The 14,130-nt window shown below is 58.7% G+C and carries 12 protein-coding genes; 6 read left to right on the top strand and 6 right to left on the bottom strand.

Features of this window, described 5'->3' with window-relative positions; genetic code table 11:
* The first annotated feature begins 52 nt into the window (after window positions 1-52).
* Together RZS32_RS05150 and RZS32_RS05145 are read left to right on the top strand one after the other, a co-directional pair.
* Window positions 53-2,545 carry a GcvT family protein gene (locus RZS32_RS05150; RefSeq protein WP_336623557.1) on the top strand — a complete coding sequence of 831 codons (2,493 nt, stop codon included), beginning with the start codon at window positions 53-55 and terminating at the stop codon, window positions 2,543-2,545.
* A 76-nt stretch (window positions 2,546-2,621) separates the two neighbouring features.
* Window positions 2,622-3,266, top strand: coding sequence for an RluA family pseudouridine synthase (locus RZS32_RS05145; RefSeq protein ID WP_317055956.1), 645 nt, complete (start codon window positions 2,622-2,624; stop codon window positions 3,264-3,266).
* On the opposite strand, the gene RZS32_RS05140 is transcribed toward RZS32_RS05145, so the two are convergent.
* The 4 genes from RZS32_RS05140 to RZS32_RS05125 are packed head-to-tail and all read right to left on the bottom strand — an operon-like array spanning window position 3,263 to window position 7,440.
* Window positions 3,263-4,312 carry a serine/threonine protein kinase gene (locus tag RZS32_RS05140; RefSeq protein ID WP_317055955.1) on the bottom strand — a complete coding sequence of 350 codons (1,050 nt, stop codon included), beginning with the start codon at window positions 4,310-4,312 and terminating at the stop codon, window positions 3,263-3,265. The genes RZS32_RS05145 and RZS32_RS05140 overlap by 4 nt on opposite strands.
* A 54-nt stretch (window positions 4,313-4,366) precedes the next feature.
* Window positions 4,367-5,227 (bottom strand): alpha-1,2-fucosyltransferase, encoded by an 861-nt coding sequence (locus RZS32_RS05135; protein ID WP_317055954.1) that lies wholly within the window; start codon window positions 5,225-5,227, stop codon window positions 4,367-4,369.
* The gene (locus RZS32_RS05130; RefSeq protein ID WP_317055953.1) at window positions 5,217-5,993 is read right to left on the bottom strand and encodes a glycosyltransferase family 25 protein; all 777 of its coding nucleotides are present in this window, start codon (window positions 5,991-5,993) and stop codon (window positions 5,217-5,219) included. Before RZS32_RS05130 ends, RZS32_RS05135 begins: the two co-directional genes overlap by 11 nt.
* A gap of 4 nt (window positions 5,994-5,997) precedes the next feature.
* Entirely contained in the window at window positions 5,998-7,440 is a 1,443-nt protein-coding gene (locus RZS32_RS05125) for an aldehyde dehydrogenase family protein (protein WP_317055952.1), read from the bottom strand.
* 161 nt (window positions 7,441-7,601) lie between these two features.
* Between RZS32_RS05125 and RZS32_RS05120 the strand changes: the two genes are divergently transcribed.
* The gene (locus RZS32_RS05120) at window positions 7,602-8,255 is read left to right on the top strand and encodes a peroxiredoxin (RefSeq protein ID WP_317055951.1); all 654 of its coding nucleotides are present in this window, start codon (window positions 7,602-7,604) and stop codon (window positions 8,253-8,255) included.
* 118 nt (window positions 8,256-8,373) lie between these two features.
* Window positions 8,374-9,408 (top strand): succinylglutamate desuccinylase/aspartoacylase family protein, encoded by a 1,035-nt coding sequence (locus RZS32_RS05115; RefSeq protein ID WP_317055950.1) that lies wholly within the window; start codon window positions 8,374-8,376, stop codon window positions 9,406-9,408.
* 56 nt (window positions 9,409-9,464) lie between these two features.
* Here the strand turns inward: RZS32_RS05115 and RZS32_RS05110 are convergent, their stop codons facing one another.
* Both RZS32_RS05110 and RZS32_RS05105 read right to left on the bottom strand, forming a co-directional pair.
* Window positions 9,465-10,148, bottom strand: a complete 684-nt coding sequence (locus RZS32_RS05110; protein WP_317055949.1) for an aquaporin — start codon at window positions 10,146-10,148, stop codon at window positions 9,465-9,467.
* A gap of 117 nt (window positions 10,149-10,265) precedes the next feature.
* Entirely contained in the window at window positions 10,266-11,093 is an 828-nt protein-coding gene (locus tag RZS32_RS05105; protein WP_317055948.1) for a hypothetical protein, read from the bottom strand.
* On the opposite strand from RZS32_RS05105, the gene mutL reads away from it, so the two are divergent.
* On the top strand, window positions 11,073-12,935 hold the full coding sequence (gene mutL / locus RZS32_RS05100; RefSeq protein ID WP_317055947.1) for a DNA mismatch repair endonuclease MutL: 1,863 nt from the start codon (window positions 11,073-11,075) through the stop codon (window positions 12,933-12,935). The genes RZS32_RS05105 and mutL overlap by 21 nt on opposite strands.
* Window positions 12,932-14,101, top strand: coding sequence for a DNA recombination protein RmuC (locus RZS32_RS05095; RefSeq protein WP_317055946.1), 1,170 nt, complete (start codon window positions 12,932-12,934; stop codon window positions 14,099-14,101). The genes mutL and RZS32_RS05095 overlap by 4 nt, the downstream gene beginning before the upstream one ends.
* The last annotated feature ends 29 nt before the right edge of the window (window positions 14,102-14,130 follow it).

Genomic DNA, 14,130 nt, shown 5'->3' with positions numbered 1-14,130 from the left:
TTTGCGCCACATCTTGACGGATTTCAGCTATGCTTGAAAACGCCCACATGGCATCGTCTGCGACGGTGCGAATCCCTACCCGGAGACAAAGAGAATGAGCGCAGTTCCTGAACAAGCCCGCGTCGTGATCATCGGAGGCGGCGTGATCGGCTGTTCGGTGGCCTACCACCTGACAAAACTGGGTTGGAAAGATGTGGTCTTGCTGGAGCGCAAACAATTGACTTGCGGCACCACATGGCACGCGGCGGGCCTGATCGCGCAACTGCGCGCGACGGCCAACATGACCAAGCTGGCGAAATACAGCCAGGAGCTTTACGGCAATCTCGAAGCCGAAACCGGCGTCGCCACCGGGTTCAAGCGCTGCGGGTCGATCACCGTGGCTCTCACAGAGGAACGCCGCGAAGAGATATACCGCCAGGCCGGAATGGCCCGTGCCTTTGGTGTGGATGTCGAAGAGATCAGCGCGGCCGAGGTGAAGGCCAAATACGAGCACCTCAATGTTGATGATGTTGCCGGGGCCGTCTATCTCGACAAGGACGGTCAGGGCGATCCGGCCAATATCGCGCTCGCCCTCGCCAAGGGCGCGCGCCAAGGTGGCGCGTTGGTCAAGGAACGCATCTGCGTCACGGGCATTGCCAAGGAAGGCCGTCGGGTCACGGGGGTCGATTGGGCCAGCGACGATGGCAAAGAGCAAGGCCACATCAAGGCCGACATGATCGTGAACTGCGCCGGCATGTGGGGCCACGAAGTAGGCCGCATGGCGGGTGTGAACGTGCCGCTGCAAGCATGCGAGCATTTCTACATTGTGACCGAAGCCATTCCCGGCCTCACGCAACTGCCGGTCCTGCGCGTGCCCGATGAATGCGCCTATTACAAGGAAGACGCGGGCAAAATGCTTTTGGGTGCATTTGAGCCAAACGCCAAACCCTGGGGCATGGACGGCATCCCCAAGAGCTTTGAGTTCGACCAGCTGCCTGAAGATTTCGACCATTTCGAGCCGATCTTAGAGGCTGCTGTGGAGCGTCTTCCCATGCTGGCGGAGGCTGGCATTCATACCTTCTTCAATGGCCCGGAAAGCTTTACGCCTGATGATGCTTATCACCTCGGTCTCGCGCCCGAGATGGACAATGTCTGGGTCGCTGCAGGCTTTAACTCGATTGGCATTCAATCCGCCGGTGGCGCTGGCATGGCGTTGTCGCAATGGATGGATGCAGGGGAAAAGCCCTTTGATCTTGGGGACGTCGATATCAGCCGCATGCAGCCGTTCCAGGGCAACAAGCACTACTTATTTGAGCGCTCCAAAGAGACTTTGGGCCTGCTCTATGCCGACCACTTCCCTTACCGCCAGAAAGCCACCGCGCGCGGCGTCCGGCGCACACCATTCCATCACCACCTGCTCGAACGCGGCGCTGTCATGGGCGAGCTGGCCGGATGGGAACGCGCCAACTGGTTTGCGCGAGAAAATCAGGAGCCTGAGTATCAATATAGCTGGAGCCGCCAGAACTTCTTCGACAACGTCCGCGAAGAGCACATGGCCGTGCGCCAGAATGTGGGCCTTTACGACATGTCGTCCTTTGGCAAAATCCGCGTCGAAGGCCCGGATGCTGAAGCCTTCATGAACTATGTGGGCGGCGGTGACTATTCGGTTACGAATGGAAAGATTGTCTATACCCAGTTCCTCAACAAGACCGGCGGGATTGAGGCAGATGTGACTGTCACGCGCCTGAGTGAAACCGCCTTTCTTGTGGTCACTCCGGCAGCCACGCGTCTGGCCGATCAAACCTGGATGATGCGTCACAAGGGCGACTTCAACGTGGTGATCACCGATGTGACAGCAGGCGAAGGTGTCTTGGCCGTAATGGGCCCGCGCTCGCGTGATTTGCTGAACACGGTCTCTTCCGGGGATTTCTCCAATGAGGTCAACCCGTTCGGCACGGCTCAAGAGGTAGAGATCGGGATGGGCCTCGCAAGGGTGCACCGCGTGACCTATGTCGGTGAGCTTGGCTGGGAGGTCTATGTTTCCGCCGATATGTGTGGCCATGTGTTTGAAACCATTGCAGAAGCTGGCTTTGATTTCGGCCTTCGACTGTGCGGTATGCACATGATGGACAGTTGCCGCATCGAGAAAGGCTTCCGCCACTTTGGCCATGACATCACCTGTGAGGATCATGTCCTGGAGGCCGGGCTTGGCTTTGCGGTGAAAACTGCGAAACCGGATTTCATTGGGCGCGACGCGGTTCTGAAGAAGAAGGAAACCGGCTTGGAAAACCGCCTTGTGCAGTTCAAACTCACCGACCCGGAACCACTCCTCTATCACAACGAACCAATTGTACGCGATGGCGAGATTGTGGGATATCTCAGCTCCGGCAATTACGGCCACCACCTTGGTGGGGCCATGGGGCTGGGCTATGTCCCTAGCAAAGGCGAAACAGCGGATCAGGTTCTGGGGTCGTCGTATGAAATCGACGTGGCAGGCACGCGGGTCAAAGCCGAAGCGTCCTTGCGTCCGATGTATGATCCCAAATCCGAACGCGTGAAGGTGTAGGCCGCAGGAATTGGGTATTTCAGACAAGAAAGAAGCCGGGGTGTCATTTGCGCACCATTCGTGTAGCTCCGGCTTCATGACAGACTACAGCCCACCCGATACGCCTCTTGATGTGCTCCATGAAGATCATGAGATCCTTGTGGTGAACAAACCGCATGGCCTTTTGTCTGTGCCGGGCAAAGGGGCGCATCTGGCGGATTGTTTGCTCTCCCGTATTCAAGAGGCGTTTCCAACGGCTTTGCTGGTGCACCGGCTTGATCGGGATACGTCCGGTGTGATGGTATTTGCGCAAACCCCGCATGCACAGCGGCATCTGGGGCTGCAATTTGAAAAGCGGCAGGTGAAAAAGACCTATGTGGCGCGGATTTGGGGCCGGTTGGAACCCAAGACCGGAACCGTGGACTTGCCGCTCATAGTGGATTGGCCGAACCGGCCAAAGCAGATGGTGTGCCACGAGACAGGCAAGCCCGCGATCACGGATTGGCGCGTGCAGCGCTATGGGCCTGATGACACCCGCGTGCGATTGATGCCCAAAACAGGGCGTAGCCATCAGCTTCGGGTGCACATGTTGGCGCTTGGGCATCCGATCCTGGGCGACCCGCTTTATGCCGAAGGTAGAGCCGCCGCATTTGAGCGCATGATGCTGCATTCTGAAGAATTGCGCCTGCGTCATCCCGATGGCGGTTTGGGAATGCGTTTTCGCGCGCCTGCACCGTTTTAAGAGCTCCGCAAAACCCGGTCGGTGAGATTGAGCCGCCCGGCGATAATGGGTGCAAGCGTCGTGCCAAGTTCGGGATCGGACTTTAGAACAATCTCAAGCTCATCCAAACGGTTGGTCGCAATCAATTGCAATACGTCAAGCCGCGGCGTTCCATCCGCGTGGCGCGGCAAAGAGGCTACCGGCTGGATCAACTCGGGCTTTGGCGCAGGCGCGTGTTTGGCAATGGCCTCAGCCGGTTCTTGTGTTTCAACAAACGCATAAAGCCCCACGCCCTTGGCCGGCAACGCATAGGTGCAGAGCGCCAGGTCACTGACCTCGGGCTGGGCCAGAAGCGCTTTGCGCAAGGCAGGGCCATCGCGCTCGATCCGGTCCTCGGTGCCTTCGCCATCTGACCAGTTCATTAAGCGGCGGGTGATGAAATTGTAAAGCCGTTTGCCTGTGGCCATCCAGATCCGCGAGGGCAGAGCTTTATGCGCCAGCATCCGTGTCTCTGCAGGCGTCAGCAAGTCCGGCGCATAGGCGCGCTTTTGTTTGAGCAGATGACGCAAATCTTCTCGCGCCTTGATGCGAAAAAGCTTGCCGCGATGGGCATGAACAGAGGCCAGTTGAAAGTCGATCACCGCCGCGCGTCCATCGGGCGTCATCAGCCAGTTCTGCGGCTTGGCAATGTCGTTATGCGTCACCCCGGCGCGGCGCATCTCGCGCAACAGCCGCTTGGCGTCGCGATACCACACCGGATCACTCGGTTTGGCCAGTTGCAAAGGCGTGCCCTGCGTCCAGCTTCGTAAAAGCCCCACGTGATCGGCGCGCACCAGAACCGGACATCCCTCAATACCCTGAACGGCTTTCAAGCCACGGATCTCCTTGCGCGCCAGCCACCAAGCCAAGGGCCGCGCGTAGATCGGAACACCGTCCAGTTTGCGCAGCACCACCGGAAACTCAGGATAGCCTTCCAGCTTGCCCGAAATGGTTTCGGAAAAGACATCGCGCTTATGCACGGTCTCAGGCAGGAACCGGGCTTTGGTCATATCCGGGGTGATCTTCATAAGCCGCTCTTTAGAGGCTTTGGGACAAATGCGAAAGGTGGTGCGCCGCACGCATCAGAGCCGTGTCCACCCATCCGGGATCAGATCCGGGTTGGACAGTTTGGGATCGTTGAACCAGGTCTTTGGCGCGATCACGATCTTGTCCGGGCTCGCATTCAACCACGCCCCCCACCATGAAAAAGTTGAGTTCGCGATGACATTATGCGCGCAAAGCGTTTGCAGATGCAGATCGAAATGGCCGGTTGTCTCATCATTGATGTCCACAACAACGGTGTCATGCTCAAGGTTCAGGTTCTCCCTGGCCCAGGCAGGATCGTTGGAAAAGACAAAACAGGTGATTTTTTCACCTAGCTTTTCGGCAATATGATTTGCTGCCGTCCGGTAGTAGTCTGGCGTCATTGTCGCATAGGCGCCGGTGGCAACATAGTCGCCGCGCCGCACGTGCAGGGCAACCGGATGCGGCGCGTCCGTGATCTGTTTTGCCACCTTCGCATTTTCGGCATCCAAAGGCGTGGTGAACCTCAAATCCGCCCGAATTTGATCAATGCTGGTGGTGAAATACCGCTCGGATTGCCAATACCCGTGCAGATATGTCCCCGGCCCCAGATCAGCGACTGCAGTGTCAAACTGCAACCCCTTTTCGCGGTAAAGCCGAGGTGAGCGGCCGAACCCACGCCATAGCCCGTAGCGCAACCAGCCATCAGTCTTTGCCGGCGGCAAAGGACCTTCGCGCAAAAATCGCGCATTTGCAAAATGGCCAAAACAATCTCCGCGATCTTCCGATCCTGCCACATAGCGCGCGTCAAGTTGCAGGGGGCAGTGAAGCCTGTCCGCCAATGCGCGCGCGGCAGCATATTGGAACAGCTGATTTCCCGCCCCGCCAAAAAGACGGGTGATGATCCTGTCACGCGCCATCTTTGAGACCACCTTCGCTTGGCGCCATGCTCTGACGCGACAAGCGCGCAACAGCGGACCTATAGCGCTTGCGCGATAGTTCCCGTCCCAGTTTTTCCATCAACGGCTTCTTGCCGGACTGAATGGTTGAGCCGTCCAGCCTGTCCGCAATGTCCTGAATGCCAGAAGGGTAAATTATCGCAGGCCGGAGCCCTGTGTGCCAATGCGATTGCACAAATGTGTCTACAGGCCGGTCAAAGGCAACAGAGCGATCAAGCAAATGCCGTGCGGTTGCTTTGCTGACCATCTGCGCGGTTGTCCTCAGACCAGCTTGTCGTGGCACCACGAGACGCGCCTCACCAACCGTGTCGATCAGATGCGCATGGCCCTTGGGCGGGCGGGTCTGAAATTGAATGTATCCCAGCGTCTGGATGTGCTGCTTTGCCAGGTCAACAGCCTTGGAGAAAGAGGCCGCGTCAATGTCGGCGTCATCCTCAATAATCAGGGCCGCATCCTCGTCTCTGGTTTGCATCTCGGCCCAGATCTGTCGGTGTGACAAAAAGCATCCGATTTCGCCGGTCTTCAAGGTGAACGGATAGGAAGGCTCAAACCGCTCGACCCCCAGTGCCCCCTCCAGATCCGTATCTGAAAGCGCGCTGCCATCGACGGCGGGCCAAATCTCTCCGTCGAACCCGCCGATGTCCTTGGCATCCTGCAAAAGCCCCTGCGCATTTTCCCGCCGCGCGGTGGCGCGAACGAGATGTAGCACAAAGACGTGAATCGTCATGAGGTCACGCGCCCTCGGTCCAACCCGAGACGGCTTTGACCTCGAGGAAGTCTTCCAGCCCCCATTTGCCACCTTCGCGCCCGTTGCCCGATTGCTTCATCCCGCCAAAGGGCGAGCCCAGACCGCGTCCCTGACCGTTCATTTCGACCATGCCCGAGCGCAATGCGCGCGCCGCACGATTGGCGCGTGCCGGATCGGTTGTCTGCACGTAATTGGTCAGCCCGTAAGGCGTGTCATTGGCGATCTCAAGCCCTTCTTCTTCAGTGTCAAATGGGATGATCGAAAGAACGGGGCCGAAGATCTCTTCCCGCGCAATCGTCATGTCGTTGGTCACATCCGCGAACACCGTGGGTTTGACATAGAAGCCTCGATTAAGCCCATCGGGTCGCCCCGTGCCACCAGCCACAAGGCGCGCGCCTTCGTCGATGCCCTTCTGGATGAGATCCTGGATCTTGTTGAACTGCACCTCGTTGACCACTGGGCCAACATGGCGGCCTTCTTCGGATGCCGCTCCAACGGTCACTTTGGCGGCGACCTCCGCCGCTGTCTCGACCGCTTGGTCATAGACCTCGCGCTGCACCAGCATGCGTGTGGGGGCGTTGCAACTCTGACCGGTGTTGTTCATGCAATGCAGCACGCCGCGTTTGACAGCCTTCTCATCGGCATCTGCAAAGATCAGATTTGCGCCCTTACCGCCCAACTCCAGGCTAACGCGCTTGAGCGTGTCCGCTGCATTTTTGGAGATCAGTTTTCCTGCGCGGCTCGATCCGGTGAAAGACACCATGTCCACATCCGGATGCCCGGTCAACGCTGTGCCCGCACCTACGCCATCGCCATTGATGAGGTTGAACACGCCCGGCGGCAAACCCGCCTCATCCACCATCTCGGCAAAGAGCATCGCGGATAGTGGTGACTCTTCTGACGGTTTCAGCACCATGGTGCACCCTGCAATGAGCCCTGCAATCACCTTGAGCGAAATCTGGTTCATCGGCCAGTTCCACGGGGTGATCATCGCCACGACCCCGACCGCTTCATGAATGATCCGGTCATTCGGGGCGTGATCGCCCAGTGGTTCGATCCAGTGAAATTCACTTGCCGCCTTCACCAGCGCTTTGAGATGCCAGCTGCCTGCGCCAACCTGCTGGCTGCGCGCCATGTCGATGGGTGCGCCCATCTCAAGGCTAATGGCCTGTGCCATTTCCTCGCCGCGTGCCTTGTAAATCTCTCCAAGCTTTTCCACATACGCGACGCGATCTTCGACCGGAGTTTGCATCCAGGATGGAAAGGCTGCTTTTGCTGCCGCCACCGCCGCATCGGCATCCGCCTGCCCGGCGAGAGAGATCACCGCGCAAGCTTCTTCGTTTGAAGGGTTGATCACCTGATGATCCGTGCCGGAAACCGGGTCCACCCATGCTCCGCCAATGTAGAATTGCCGCTTCTCAATCATGTCGGACTCCTTTGAAACGATATGGGCTACGCTGCATGTTGTAGCTTTTTCGCGCACCTAATCACTGGCGGCAAAGCTCTGCAAGAGGACGGGTGGCAAATTGATATGCACGGCGTATGCTGGCGCGACCGAATCCCCGACTGCCAAAGGAGAGTAAAGCCATGGCTCTGCGCATCAATGACACCATCCCCAACCTCAACGTCACCACCGATCAGGGCAGTTTTGACCTGCACGACTGGATCGGCGACAGCTGGGCTATCCTGTTTTCCCACCCCAAGGATTTCACACCGGTTTGCACAACCGAATTCGGTGCCGTGGCCCGGTTGGCCGACGAATGGGAGAAACGTGGCACCAAGGTTATTGGCGTGAGCGTCGATGGCGTTGAAGATCACAAGAAATGGAAAGGCGACATCGAAAAAGCCGGGGGCGCGCACCCTGGGTTTCCAATCATCGCGGATGACGGCCTTGAGATTTCCAAGGCCTTCGACATGCTGCCTGCCGAAGCGTACCTGCCGGACGGCCGCACGCCTGCCGACAGCGCCACCGTGCGCTCGGTCTTTATCATCGGACCAGACAAACAGCTCAAACTGACCATGACTTACCCCATGACCGTGGGACGTAATTTTGGTGAAGTGGTGCGCGCGCTTGACGCCTTGCAGACAACTATGAACCACGGTGTTGCAACCCCCGCCGACTGGACCGTGGGACAGGACGTGGTGATCCCACCAAGCGTGAGCAATGAAGACGCGGCAGCGAAGTTTGGAGAGTATGATACGGTTCTGCCGTATCTGCGTATGACCAAACTCCCCAGCTGATCAAAACGGGTCAGGCGAGGGGCCAGCCCCTCGCGCTCCCCGGGGTGTTTAGGACAAGAAAGAAGCAGGCCCTGTCGGCGATGGACAGGGCCTCATTTTTTGCTTATCGCTCCGCGACATGACACCTCGTGCAGTATTTGACATCGGCGGCCAGTCCGTAGCGCCCGGTACGCGCAACACCATAGATGTGCCGGTCAGCACCCTATCCGATCACACTCCGGTCAATTTGGCGGTGCATGTCATTCACGGGCGTCGGCCCGGCCCGGTTCTGTTTGTTTCTGCAGCCGTCCATGGCGACGAGGTGATTGGCGTTGAGATCGTGCGCAGGCTTCTCAAAGCGCGGATGCTCGATCGGCTGGCTGGAACGTTGCTGGCCGTGCCCATTGTGAACAGCTTCGGATTTCACAACCACTCGCGGTATCTGCCCGACCGCCGTGATCTCAACCGGTGTTTCCCCGGAGGGCCGGGTGGGTCTATGGCCTCGCGGCTGGCGCATATCTTCATGGAAGAAGTGGTGCGCCGGTCCGATGTTGGAATTGACCTGCATTCTGCCGCTATACACCGCATCAACCTGCCGCAAATTCGTTTGACCCCGGACAATGACCGCCTGCGCCATCTGGGCGAAGTCTTTGGCGCGCCGGTGATGATGCAATCCAAGCTTCGCGAAGGCAGCCTGCGCATGGCGGCTGAGGAAGAAGGCGTTGACGTGCTTCTCTATGAGGGCGGTGAAGGTCTTCGGTTCGACGAGCTCACTGTCCGCGCGGGGGTGAGCGGCTGTTTGAGGGTGATGCATGCGCTGGGCATGATCGGGGTCAAAGGCGTGCCCAAGGTCAAGACCAAACCTGTGCAGGCCGCCACATCGCGCTGGTATCGCGCGCCAGTCGGCGGCGTGTTTCGCGCCTATGTCACCATTGGCGATACAGTCGAACCCGGCACCGTGCTGGGTGTGGTGTCTGACCCCATGGGCGAGACAGATTGCGAAGTCCATTGTGAAGAACAAGGCATCGTCATTGGCCGCTCAAATATGCCAGCGGTCTACGAAGGTGAGGCGTTGTTCCATATCGCCGAAACCCCCAAGGCCGAAGCGGCCGCCGAAGGTGTGGCCGCGCATCTTGAGGCGGCGCCGCTCTATGACGAAGACGAAATACTCTGAAACAGAAAATGGGCCTGCCAGGATGCGATGGCAGGCCCGGTTTTGGAGAGTGTGATTTAGGTCTCACTATCCAAAACACCTGAGCGGAAGACGATACCAGCCAGAACGCCACCGATGATCGGGGCGATGATGAAAAGCCAAACCTGGCTCAATGCTGTGGCGCCAGCAAACAGGGCTGGTCCAAAAGAGCGCGCCGGATTGACCGAGACACCGGTGATGTTGATACCGACCAGGTGAATGACAACCAGCGTCAGACCAATGGCCAGGCCGGCCATGGCCGATGGCGCACCAGCGCCCGTCGCCCCCAGAATGACAACAACGAAGAGGAAGGTGGCAACCACCTCAAACAGGAACGCCGCCATCATGGTGTATTCCCCGAGGTATCCCGCGCCCCAGCCATTCTGACCAAGACCATTCTCGGCAACAGAATAATCCGCCTTGCCGCTGGCAATCGTCAAGAGAACCAGAGAGGCAACAATGGCCCCGGCAACTTGTGCAATGATATAGCCGACGGCTACGCCTATTTCCATTCGACCTGCAGCCACCGCACCCAGCGACACCGCGGGGTTGATATGACAGCCCGAGACCGGACCGATCCCGTAAGCCATGCCGATCAAGGCCAGACCAAAGGCAAAGCTGATGCCAGTGAGGCCGATGTCAGCGCCTGCAATTACGGCGGCCCCGCATCCAAACAGGACCAGAGTGAATGTGCCGATGAACTCGGCTAAGAGTTTGTTCATGCGTGTCCCTCCCGTTACGCAATATCTCTGCCAGAAATGGCAGTATATGCGTGCGACTATCTGTATCGCAGGGGAGTGCGTAACGGGGAAATTGACGGGACTTCGCCCCGGATAAGGTTAGCTTGTGTGCTCGCGGTTCTGCGGCAGCAGGAAAATCGAGACCACAAGCAGGCCAAAAATCAACTCGTAGACCTCCCATTTCCGATCGACATCAATGAACGTAATCACGAGGCTTGCCAACACAGCCATAATCGCATGGCGCATTCCGGGCACCGGCAACGCGATACGGTTGACAAAATTTGTCACCCATGTGACGCGCGAATAAAGCAGTGGTAACACCACAAGGTATATCAAAATGGCCGCCGTTAAAACCGGGCCGAATAGGTGTTTGGTCATGGCCACGCCACCGATTTCAATATTGTGCAGCGTGGTCTCATCTTGCCGGTTTATGGCCTTCATAGCCTCGCTCGTTTCCCAACCAAAAATGCGCTGCCCCCAAGAGATTTCTTCCCCGGCTCCAAAGAAAAATGCGAAGGCGTAGAAAAAGGTCAGCCCCACCGCCAGCTTGGTTGCTTTTCCGCGAAGGGCAAACCCGTTCCGCAGTAGGATCAAACATGCCACAAACAGACAGATCGCCGTGCCGTATTCCACAGGTCCGTCCTCGGCCGCAAAGCGCAGCGAAAAATAATCCGTACTGACAAAGTAAATCGCAACGGAAAGCACCAGCACGAGGCCGATGAGTGCCATAAGGGCTTGATCTATTCGTTGAAGCGCAGGCATTGGGGGTCCATTCCGGAAATTCCTGTTCCCGCCCAGATAGGCGAGGCAGGCCGCTGCATCAAGGAAATTGCGCGCTGCTTGGCAAGGAAATACCCATCCCATTGCCATTTCCGAATCGCGCCATACCATGCTAAGTCTTGTGGTATGGAGCAGATAAAACCCCATATAGGCGAAAACCGCCCTCAAATCCGACAGTTGGATGAGTCCGCGATCAACCGGATTGCCGCCGGTGAAGTGGTTGAGCGCCCGGCCTCCGCGGTCAAGGAACTTGTTGAAAACGCTCTGGATGCGGGTGCGGCTCGTATCTCAGTTGATATCGCCGACGGTGGCAAGACCCTCATTCGCGTCACAGATGATGGCTGCGGCATGACCGAAGATGACTTGCCGCTGGCGCTAAGCCGCCATGCGACTTCGAAGATCGACGGGTCTGATCTTCTCAACATCCAGAGCTTTGGCTTTCGCGGAGAGGCCCTGCCGTCGCTCGGAGCTGTGGGCCGTTTAAGCATTGCATCACGCGCCGGTAAAGCAGATGCGAACGAGATCAACGTGGCTGGTGGTGTCACAAGTCCGGTCAAGCCAGCTGCCCTCAATCAGGGCACAGTGGTCACGTTGCGCGATCTCTTCTTCGCCACGCCAGCACGGCTCAAATTCATGCGCACAGATCGGGCTGAGGCGCAGGCGACCGCGGATGTGATCAAACGTCTGGCCATGGCTGAGCCGTTTGTGGCCTTTACCCTGCGTGATGTCTCGGAGGGGCGCGAGCCACGCGTGGTCTTTCGGGCTGATGCCGAGACGGGAGATCTCTTTGATGCCCTGCACAGACGGCTGGCACAGGTGTTGGGACGGGAATTTGCCGAAAACGCCCTGCGCATCGATGCCACGCGCGATAGCCTGCACATGACGGGCTACGCTGCTCTGCCGACATATTCACGCGGCGCGGCTGTGGCGCAATACATGTTCGTCAATGGCCGCCCCGTGCGGGACAAGATGGTCTATGGCGCCTTGCGCGCGGCCTATATGGACGTGCTCAGCCGTGACAGGCATCCCGTGGCGGCGCTCTTTATCGACTGTGATCCGACCCTGGTGGATGTGAATGTGCACCCCGCCAAATCCGAAGTCCGCTTTCGCGATCCTGGACTCGCACGGGGCCTGATCGTTTCTGGCCTGCGCCATGCCTTGGCCGAGGCCGGGCATCGCGCGTCATCCACCGTGGCAGGGGCTGCTTTGGGCGCGATGAAGCCTGAACCCGCCGGCGCAAGAGTCTACCAGATGGACCGCCCCGGACCGGCCGGACGCGCCGCCAGTTATCAGGCGCAAGCGCCACAACAGGCCACCGGTTTTGCCGAAATGCAAACGGACTACTCCGCACGGGTCGAGCCGGTCGTGACGGACGCGCCTCAAGACCCGCAACATATCTCTCCGCAATCGCTCCCCCTTGGTGCGGCCCGCGCCCAGGTGCATGAGAATTACATCATCGCCCAGACCGAAACCGGCATGGTCATCGTGGATCAGCACGCCGCCCATGAACGGCTCGTCTATGAAAAGCTTAAACGTCAGATGACCGAAAGCGGCGTCGCGACGCAGGCATTGCTCATCCCTGAGATTGTCGAATTGAACCCCGATGAGGCCGCGACACTACTAGATCTGGCCGACGATCTGGCGCGTTTTGGTCTCATCATCGAAGCCTTTGGGCCGGGCAGCATCGCCGTGCGCGAAACCCCCGCCATTCTTGGCACCTGTGATGCCGAAGCCATCTTGCGCGACATCCTTGACGAGATCACTGATACCGGCAGCAGTGAGGCGCTCAAAACCCGCATTGATGCCATCCTCAGCCGTGTGGCCTGTCACGGCTCGGTCCGCGCGGGCCGCCGCATGCAGGCCGACGAGATGAACGCCCTTCTGCGCGAGATGGAGGCCACACCTCATTCCGGGCAATGCAACCATGGCCGCCCCACCTATATCGAGCTGAAACTCAGCGACATTGAACGCCTGTTTGGACGCACATGATCACCATCGGGGGCACCCCTTATGCGTTAAACGATCCGCTCGTCCTGGCCGCTCTGGGGGGGCTGGCCGTGGTGCTCTTGATGCTCATTCTTCTATTCCTGTCGGCCCGCGCAGCCGGACGATCCGCCCGCGCTATGGCCCCACTGGCGATGCAGATGGGCCAACTCGGCCAGCGCGTCCAAAGCCTTGGCGACGGGCAGGAACGTCTCGCCGGGGGTCTGCATCACGTCTCTGAGGCGCAGGCCCAAAGCCAGACAGCCATGCTGCAACTGATGGAAAAACGCCTGTCCGAGGTTTCGGGGCAGATGAACGAGAACTTGCAAGGCTCCGCCCGGCGCACGGCGCAAACCTTGGGCGAGCTGCAACAGCGCCTCACCGCCATCGACAAAGCGCAGGACAACATCACCAAGCTCTCGGGTGATGTGCTCACCCTGCAGGACATCCTGTCGAACAAGCAAACGCGGGGGGCGTTTGGGGAAATCCAACTCACCGACATTGTCTCCAAAGCATTGCCCAAGGACAGCTACACGCTGCAGGCCACGCTCTCAAACGGCAAGCGGGCCGACTGCCTCATCCATCTGCCCAATCCCCCCGGGCCAATCTGTGTCGACAGCAAGTTCCCATTGGAGGCCTACGAGGCCCTGCGCAATGCTACCAATGACTGGGAGGTCAACGAGGCCGCCAAGTTCCTGCGCACCTCCGTCAAAAAGCACATCAAGGACATTTCCGAGAAATACATCCTCGATGGCGAAACTGCGGATGGCGCGCTGATGTTCCTGCCCTCGGAGGCGGTCTATGCCGAGCTGCACGCCAACTTCCCCGATCTTGTGCGCGAAGGCTTTGCCGCGCGCGTCTGGATCGTCTCGCCCACCACCTGCATGGCCACATTGAACACCATGCGCGCCATCCTCAAGGATGCCCGCATGCGCGAACAGGCTGGGGCCATCCGCCGTGAACTGGGCCTGCTCTTTGCGGATGTCGAACGACTGGGTACGCGGGTGGAAAACCTCGACCGGCATTTCGGGCAGGCGGCCAAGGATATCTCGGACATCAAGATTTCCGCCGACAAAGCCGGACGCCGCGCCCGCCGCTTGGATAACTTTGATTTTGAGGAACTGGCTCCGGACACCGATGAAACGGTGGTCAAACTCACCAAAGACAGCTGATCTTGCGAATCTCGTCCTGACCGCCTAGA

The sequence above is a fragment of the Roseovarius sp. W115 genome (assembly GCF_032842945.2).
Lineage (GTDB): Bacteria > Pseudomonadota > Alphaproteobacteria > Rhodobacterales > Rhodobacteraceae > Roseovarius > Roseovarius rhodophyticola.
This window is presented reverse-complemented; position numbering and strand designations above follow the sequence as displayed.

Excerpts from the sequence above, each read along its gene's own strand:
- RZS32_RS05140 (WP_317055955.1), bottom strand. The coding sequence starts at position 4,312 with ATGAAGATCACCCCGGATATGACCAAAGCCCGGTTCCTGCCTGAGACC.
- RZS32_RS05095 (WP_317055946.1), top strand. The coding sequence starts at position 12,932 with ATGATCACCATCGGGGGCACCCCTTATGCGTTAAACGATCCGCTCGTC.
- RZS32_RS05125 (WP_317055952.1), bottom strand. The coding sequence starts at position 7,440 with ATGATTGAGAAGCGGCAATTCTACATTGGCGGAGCATGGGTGGACCCG.
- RZS32_RS05110 (WP_317055949.1), bottom strand. The coding sequence starts at position 10,148 with ATGAACAAACTCTTAGCCGAGTTCATCGGCACATTCACTCTGGTCCTG.
- RZS32_RS05130 (WP_317055953.1), bottom strand. The coding sequence starts at position 5,993 with ATGACGATTCACGTCTTTGTGCTACATCTCGTTCGCGCCACCGCGCGG.
- RZS32_RS05115 (WP_317055950.1), top strand. The coding sequence starts at position 8,374 with ATGACACCTCGTGCAGTATTTGACATCGGCGGCCAGTCCGTAGCGCCC.
- RZS32_RS05145 (WP_317055956.1), top strand. The coding sequence starts at position 2,622 with ATGACAGACTACAGCCCACCCGATACGCCTCTTGATGTGCTCCATGAA.
- RZS32_RS05105 (WP_317055948.1), bottom strand. The coding sequence starts at position 11,093 with ATGGGGTTTTATCTGCTCCATACCACAAGACTTAGCATGGTATGGCGC.
- RZS32_RS05135 (WP_317055954.1), bottom strand. The coding sequence starts at position 5,227 with ATGGCGCGTGACAGGATCATCACCCGTCTTTTTGGCGGGGCGGGAAAT.
- mutL (WP_317055947.1), top strand. The coding sequence starts at position 11,073 with ATGGAGCAGATAAAACCCCATATAGGCGAAAACCGCCCTCAAATCCGA.
- RZS32_RS05120 (WP_317055951.1), top strand. The coding sequence starts at position 7,602 with ATGGCTCTGCGCATCAATGACACCATCCCCAACCTCAACGTCACCACC.